The sequence below is a fragment of the Streptomyces anatolicus genome (genome assembly GCF_019400875.1).
GTDB lineage: Bacteria > Actinomycetota > Actinomycetes > Streptomycetales > Streptomycetaceae > Streptomyces > Streptomyces anatolicus.
In genome coordinates, this window is the sequence record NZ_WMBF01000714.1 from 1 (window position 1) to 2,357 (window position 2,357).

Sequence of the window (2,357 nt, forward strand, 5' to 3'; positions counted from 1 at the left end):
GTGATCGCCCCCGCCCCGAGGGCGATCACGAGGCGCTGCTCCTGGACGCCACCCTCGAAGCCACGGACATCGTCATCGTCTCGCCGCTGTACTGGTACTCCGTGTCGGCCACCGTCAAGCGCTACCTCGACTACTGGGACGCCTGGCTGGAGACCCCGGAGATCGAGTTCAAGGAGACGCTGAAGGGCCGCACCCTGTGGGGCGTGACCGCGCTCGCGCACCGCGAGGAGGAAGTCGCCGAGCCGCTGATCGGCACGTTGAACCACACCGCCGCGTTCTTCCCCATGCGCTTCGGCGGGGTCCTGCTCGGCAACGGCACCCGGCCCGGCCAGGTGCTCGACGACACCGAGGCGCTGGCCCGCGCCAAGACGTTCTTCGCGCAGGAGCCGCCGCTGGCCCGCTTCCCCTACGACAAGGCGTGAGCGGGACCGCCCACGGGCGCACCCCTCACGCCATGATGTCCTTCGCCCCGAACCGCGCCCACGCCGCCGAGCCGAAGACCGCCGCGTAGAGCCCCTGCATCTGAAGGTTCTTGATGAGGTCGTCCCAGTAGACGGGCTCGCGCATCAGATCGGCGAAGGACAGCCAGTAGTGGGAGAAGAAGTAGGGGTGGAGGGCGTCGAGCTGGGGGATCTGGTCGAGGATCTGGACGGTGATCAGCAGGCCCACCGTCGTCGCCATCGCCGCGATGCCACTGCTGGTGAGCGTCGAGACGAAGAGGCCGAGCGCCGCCACGCCGACCAGTGACGCGGCGACGACGAGCGCGATGAGCAGGGCCCGCCACAGCCCCTCGCCGAAGCCGATACGCGTACCGGAGATCGTCGTGACCTCGCCGAGCGGGAAGAGCAGCGCGCCCGTGGCGAGCGCGGACACGGCGACGACCAGGGTCGCGACCAGGCAGAACGTCAGCGTGGTCGCGTACTTGACGAGGAGCAGCCGGGTGCGTCCCGCGGGCGCGACAAGGAGATAGCGCAGGGTGCCCGCGTTCGCCTCCCCCGCGATGGCGTCGCCCGCGACCACGCCGATCGCCATCGGCAGGAAGAACGGCAGGGTCGCGGCGAGCGCGGTGAAGACCAGGAACAAGCCGTTGTTGGTGATCTGCGCGATGAACGCGGGGCCGCCGCCCTCCCCGCCCCCGCCGACCGTCGAGCCGTCGCTCGTCTCGATCTTGACGGCGACACCGACGAGGACCGGCACGGCGGCGAGCACGCCGAGCAGCGCGAGGGTCCGCCAGCGGCGGAAGGTGATCATCAGCTCGCTGCGGAAGAGCCCGAGGGTCCACAGCGCGCGCGGCGCCCTCGGCTCGCCCCCGTCACCCTTCGATACGTCCACGACCTCAGCCCGCGACATCGAAGCCCTCCCCCGTGAGCGCCACGAACGCGTCCTCGAGCGAGGCCCGTTCGAGCCCGAAGCCTCGGACGCGGACGCCCGCCTCGACCAGCGCGGCGGTCAGGTCGGCGAGTTCCGTCTCCCGGCCCGAGGCGTCCTTGTCGGGCGGCTCGCCCGTCACGCGGTCCTCCGTCACGACGAGGTCCGCCACGCCGCGCTCCTTCAGGACGCGGGCCGCCTCGCCCGGGTCCGGTGTCGTCACGACGAGCCTGCCGCGCGCGCCCGCCGCCAGATCGGCGACCGGACCCTGGGTGATCAGGCGGCCCCGGTTCATGACGGCGGCGTGCGTGCAGACCTGCTCGATCTCGTCGAGGAGGTGCGAGGAGAGGAAGACGGTCGTGCCCTCGGCCGCCAGCTCCCGCACCAGGGTGCGGATCTCGCGCATGCCCTGCGGGTCGAGGCCGTTGGTCGGCTCGTCAAGGACGAGGAGCCTGCGCGGCTGGAGCAGCGCGGCCGCGAGACCGAGCCGCTGCTTCATGCCCAGTGAGTACGCCTTCGCCTTCTTGCCCGCGGCGGCGGTGAGGCCCACCCGGTCGAGGGCGGCGTCGGCGCGCCCGCGCCGGGTACGGGGATCGGCGGCCGGGTCGGCGGAGTCGTACCGCAGGAGGTTGTCGCGGCCCGACAGGAAGCCGTAGAGGGCGGGGCCCTCGATCAGCGCGCCCACGTGCGGGAGCACGGTGCGCGTGGCGCGCGGCATGGGTCTGCCGAGGAGCCGTGCGGTGCCGGAGGTCGGCTCGATGAGGCCCATCAGCATGCGGATGGTGGTCGTCTTGCCCGAGCCGTTCGGCCCGAGGAACCCGAAGACGCTGCCTTCGGGGACGGTGAGGTCCAGCCGGTCGACGGCGAGATGCCTGCCGTAACGCTTGGTGAGTCCCCGGGTCTGGATCACGTACGGGGCGCCGTCCGGACCACCGGCCTCCCGGTCCCCGTCCCGGCCGCCGCCCGGCTCCAGGTCCCCGCCCACGCCC

3 protein-coding genes are annotated in these 2,357 nt (G+C 72.3%); 1 reads left to right on the top strand and 2 read right to left on the bottom strand.

From position 1 onward, the window contains the following. Positions 1-422, top strand: a 422-nt coding sequence (locus GKQ77_RS31700; protein ID WP_219692565.1) for a flavodoxin family protein, incomplete at its 5' end; no start/stop codon positions are given. A gap of 25 nt (positions 423-447) precedes the next feature. Here GKQ77_RS31700 and GKQ77_RS31705 read toward each other — a convergent pair. Both GKQ77_RS31705 and GKQ77_RS31710 read right to left on the bottom strand, forming a co-directional pair. Next, the gene (locus GKQ77_RS31705) at positions 448-1,350 is read right to left on the bottom strand and encodes an ABC transporter permease (RefSeq protein WP_219692566.1); all 903 of its coding nucleotides are present in this window, start codon (positions 1,348-1,350) and stop codon (positions 448-450) included. Next, a complete protein-coding gene (locus tag GKQ77_RS31710) occupies positions 1,337-2,278 on the bottom strand; it encodes an ABC transporter ATP-binding protein (protein ID WP_308117844.1) in 942 nt (313 codons plus the stop codon). The genes GKQ77_RS31705 and GKQ77_RS31710 overlap by 14 nt, the downstream gene beginning before the upstream one ends. Positions 2,279-2,357 lie beyond the last annotated feature (79 nt).

What these genes read in the sequence shown, in the direction of transcription:
- GKQ77_RS31705 (WP_219692566.1), bottom strand. Translation starts at nt 1,350, where the DNA reads ATGTCGCGGGCTGAGGTCGTGGACGTATCGAAGGGTGACGGGGGCGAG.